This is a genomic window from Legionella nautarum, assembly GCF_001467895.1.
GTDB lineage: Bacteria > Pseudomonadota > Gammaproteobacteria > Legionellales > Legionellaceae > Tatlockia > Tatlockia nautarum.
The window spans coordinates 54,632-59,440 of the sequence record NZ_LNYO01000010.1 but is presented as its reverse complement, the minus strand read 5'-3'; the positions used below and the strand labels follow the sequence as shown (position 1 = coordinate 59,440).

Genomic DNA, 4,809 nt, shown 5'->3' with positions numbered 1-4,809 from the left:
CGCCAACCCACGCTCAGCCATCATTTCTTCTAAATCCCTATAGCTAATGCCATATTTGCAATACCAACGTACACATTGCAGAATTAGAGTCCCGTTAAAGTGCCGCCATTTGAAATCAATCGGATTTTTTGACATTTGTTGCTCTATAGAAAATCGGTATCATAACCTAATCCTATTTTTTGCAACGCAGCCAAAAATATTAAATTCACCCAGTGCAGTTCCCACTCTCACCGTCTAGGAACTTTCATCAATAATTCAGTTAAATAATAGTTCAATATGAGCGAGTATTATTTGTTGATTTTGCATCACAGCGCAAATTCCGGAGCGCAAGGCCTAATTGACCAATTTAGACCACTGCAGGCAGATTGCGCAAAATAGGCATTAATGATAAAATATTGTTCAGATTTCTTAGGATTGTTTGCAGAAAACCTTTTGAAAGAAAAATAACTAAAAATAGAAATTGCGAGCATTTATTTATTTTGGAGTTTGAACTTGAAATTTGGGATTATGGGAGCTGGTTGGTACGGTTGTCATTTAGCTTTAAAACTCAAAAAAGCTGGCCACGAGGTTATTGTATTTGAAAAAAACCCTGATATTTTCTCAGGGATCTCAGGAAAATTTGGTATCCGACTTCATGACGGCCTGCATTACCCACGCTCCGCGGCCACAAGAGTTAATTGTCGCGCTCATTTTGAAAAATTCAAAGAAGAATATCCCGAACTAGTAGTAAATCATGAGTATTCAATTTATGCATTGGGTGAGTTAGATGCTGACGGTTTACCTCCAAAGGTTAACGCTGAGGTATTTAAAGAAGTTTGCAACGAATTACCAGATACCCAATATATTAATCCAAAAGAGCGGGGTTATGAACATCTCATCTCAGCAGTATCAGTGGAGGAACCAAGCATTGAGATTGGGGCTCAATTAAGAGAGAAATTTAGAAAATATTTAGATGATGCGGATATTCCAGTAGTTTGTAATTTTGAAGTTCAATCTATTGAAAAAACAACTAGTAAGATAAAAGTTAGTAATGGTAATCGCACAGAGGAAGTTGATTTGGTTATTAATGCGACAAGTTATCAGAATTTTCTGCCCGAGGAGCCTTTTCCGTTCAATATGGAAGTAGCCTATCAACCTTGCATTGCTTTATCTTATAAAGACACTACCCCAGGAGTAAAACCCTTTTCTTTCATTGTAATGGATGGGTGGTTTCCTTGTTTAATGCCTTATGTCACGGAAGAGCCCCATACTAACGAATATATATTAACCCATGGAAAGTGGACAATAATGGGCTCCTTTGCAAAAGCATCTGAGGCTCATGAACTTCTTTCTTCGTTAGAAGATAAAATAATAGAAGAAAAAATAAAGCCTTGGTGCGAGCAGGAAATGGTTAAATTTTGGCCTGAATTTGCGCATCGTTTTGAATATACTGGGTGGAAAGGATCGGTGCTTGCTAAATTAAAGACAGATAGTGAGTTCCGTAGCGCTGTTACCTTTGAGAAAGATGGAATAATTCATATTATTCCTGGCAAAGTGAGTAATATTTTTGATGTAGAGCGTGAAGTTTTTATGCTGCTTCAACAGCTGAATGTTAAAGAAGTACAAGGATATCGCTACGTTCAAGATGGAGTACTAGCAACTTGTCTTGGAGAAATCACAAAAAAACCTGTTATAGAAAGCCGCAATACCTGTTCTTTACAAACGTATAAAAGCGTACTTAGTCATACATTTTGGTCTTCTTCTAACGTTAGGGCTGAGTCTCCTAAGAGCGAGGACCTAATTATAACGCCTGTTCATCAAGAGCAAGCCAGAACGGGATTGCCATACCGAGGCGTTTGAGTAGCCCCACTGAGTCATCACCCCAGCAGCCCCTCCTCAGGTAGGATCGGGAACTGGCTGGGTAGGTTTCCCGTTTCCAGCTCCCGCCACATCGAACGCAGCATGCGGATTTCGCGCACTAAGCTCTACACCTTCTTATCAAAGCTTATGTGGCCTATCTTGCAGAAGATACTTTCGGCGAGTAGTATCTTATCTAGTAATCCGAGAATAACCACAGCCTTTGATATATCCACTCGCTATTCCCCCAGCCGAAGACCTAGCATAATTCGCCACTGAGTGGCAAATTACGCTGATTTGTTACTACTGAATTTAAATAAACTATAGTTATCATGATGATGATATCTAAACTCAGGATCCTTAGTAATGGAATTAACCAAATTCATAGCTAATTTCAAGGAACCCTCTTTGGTAATTACTACAGAAGGTAATCTTATTGATTGTAATGAATCTTTTTGTGATTTATTTCAGATTAAACGTAATGAAATTATAGGTCTTAATTTATCTAAGTTCCTTAACTTATTGAAGGTACCTCCTTTCTCTATGGAGTCTCTACTCAGAGGCGAGCCTCAGCAAATGATATTCAAAAGGAATAATGAACCTTTAAAAACTGTTCGTTGGTATGCAACACTAGTAGATGAAAATGAAGAAAAACTGATTGTTCTTACAGTTATTGATATTAGTGCATTAATACAAAAAATTTCTAAAGCTGAAAAGTTACAAGCATCCATAATTGATCTTATTCCTGATCACTTTATTTTATGGAAAAACAAAAATTTAGTGTATTTAGGCTGCAATCAAGCGGCCGCAAATTCACTGGGCCTTAATTCACCTGAAGATATTATTGGAAAAACTGACTATGACCTTGCCACAACCAAAGAGCAAAGTGATGCATATCGTGCTGATGATCAACAAGTAATTAGGGAAGGTAAAGCTAAATTAGAAATAGAAGAAAGGCAAACTATTCATGGTGTTAAAAGGATTCTGTTAACCAGCAAAGCCCCCTTATTTGATGAGGAAGGAAATATTGAAGGCGTCGTAGTCATTTATTCCGATATTACGGAACGCAAAAAAATGGAAAAAGACCTAGAGAAAGCCAAAGTTGCTGCTGAATCAGCCAGCCAGGCAAAAACAGAATTCATAGCGAATATGTCTCACGACATAAGAACCCCTCTAACAGGTATCATTACTTTTTCACGTTTTCTTAGAGAGCAAGATGAGCTAAGTGAGACTGCAAGAAAAGAATTGGCAGAGGACACTTATCATGCTAGCGAGCAATTGTTAAATTTGCTCAATGGTGTATTAGACATTATCTTAGCAGATACCGCTACGGATAATGAGGTATTTCATAAACCTTTTGATTTATTCCAAATGATTGAAGAGATTATCCAACTGGAAAAACCGGCTATAAAATCCCATCATTTGGAATTAAAACAATCCATAGACAAAAATATACCCAGATATATAGTGAGTGATAAAACGAAATTGCATCGGATACTGCTTAATTTAATCGGCAATGCTATTAAGTTTACTGAAAGAGGATATATAGAGCTTGGGGTTAATTTGCAATCGAGAGATGAAAGAAAAGCCACTCTTGTATTTTCAGTTAAAGATACGGGCATTGGCATCCCCGGAGAAGCCCAAGCGCATATTTTTGAACGATTTTATAAAGTGAGCCCCTCTTATAAGGGAAAATATACAGGCAATGGTCTCGGACTTCATATCGTACAAAAATATGTTCAATTGTTAGGGGGTACAATTGGCATTCATTCGATATTTGGAAAAGGTACCACTTTTTTAGTCACCTTAACGTTTTCGATTGGTGAATCACCTCAAGAAGATGAAGATAAATCCTATAAAGCAATGCTAAAACAGGACCGGGAAGATATCTTGTTAGAGGAACAGGTTCCTGTTGTAACGTCCATTGCAGCGAATAATATCGATTCAACGATAAAAGTCCTCTTGATTGAGGACAATCCTTTCGCTTTAAAGTCATTAAAAGTGCTTTTTATGCCATTTAAGTTGCATGTCTTAGAAGCAAAAAGCGCCGAAGATGCTTTTGAATTGGTAAAAAAAGAGACCTTTGATTTAATTATTACCGATATCGGTCTACCTGACATGCAGGGAGATGAATTGGTTGTAAAAATTCGTCAATTGGAACATGAAATAGGCAGGCCCAGGGCAAAAATTGTTGCTCTTACTGGTCATGCATTAGTCGAGGGGGAATTGGCATACAAGTGGAAAAAGTTAGGCATTGATGGGCTATTTCAAAAGCCCATGCAGCCAAAACTTTTGAAAAGCTTGCTCGACCCTTTTATGAAAAAGAGTCAAGAGAAAACAAAATCAATCCCTGAACCCGCGATTAAGGAAAAAATTTCTTCATCAGTAGAAGGAAAGCTTGGTTTAGACTTACCGGATACAGAAGCGGAATTATTCGAAATTAACTACTATCCACTTCTGGATTTGAAAGTAGGGGAAGAAGTTCTCGGCTCAGAAGACCTAGTAAAAAGCCTATTAAAAGATTTAAAAAAAGTAGGCATTGAGCCTGATTTAGAAAGACTAGAACAAGCACATACTATTGGGGACTGGAAGACTGTAGGAGCCTTAGCTCATAAAATAAAAGGGGGCTCTACCCTGGGTACGGTACGTCTTTATTATGCACTTCTTTATATGGAGAGATATTTAAAGGCAGGACACACTCGTTGCGCTGAGGCCTTGTATGCCCAGATGCTTCGGGTTATTAATGAAACGGTAGACTATTTAGATAAGCTGAATTAGTTTTGACTTAATCTGACACAAGCACTGCTTGAAAAACTCTATGAACAAACCATTTCAGTCCTCGAAGAAACCGTTACCTTTGTCGAAGCTTGGTTTAAGCTAAATGATGAATCACTTTAACCATTCGTTGAAACAAGTCTTTCCCTCTAAAATTAAGTCCTATTTTTCACAATGGGTAAATCAGTCCACTGTGTT

The 4,809-nt window shown here is 37.8% G+C and carries 2 protein-coding genes and 1 pseudogene; 2 read left to right on the top strand and 1 reads right to left on the bottom strand.

Annotated elements, in window-relative coordinates; translation table 11 throughout:
- A pseudogene (locus tag Lnau_RS16315) lies at positions 1 to 135 on the bottom strand (IS6 family transposase); the annotation flags it as partial.
- A 357-nt stretch (positions 136 to 492) separates the two neighbouring features.
- On the opposite strand from Lnau_RS16315, the gene Lnau_RS03180 reads away from it, so the two are divergent.
- Positions 493 to 1,839, top strand: a complete 1,347-nt coding sequence (locus tag Lnau_RS03180; protein WP_133134967.1) for an FAD-dependent oxidoreductase — start codon at positions 493 to 495, stop codon at positions 1,837 to 1,839.
- 363 nt (positions 1,840 to 2,202) lie between these two features.
- On the top strand, positions 2,203 to 4,614 hold the full coding sequence (locus Lnau_RS03175) for a PAS domain-containing hybrid sensor histidine kinase/response regulator (RefSeq protein WP_058503708.1): 2,412 nt from the start codon (positions 2,203 to 2,205) through the stop codon (positions 4,612 to 4,614).
- Positions 4,615 to 4,809 lie beyond the last annotated feature (195 nt).

Coding starts and splice junctions, on each gene's coding strand:
- Lnau_RS03175 (WP_058503708.1), top strand. CDS start 2,203: ATGGAATTAACCAAATTCATAGCTAATTTCAAGGAACCCTCTTTGGTA.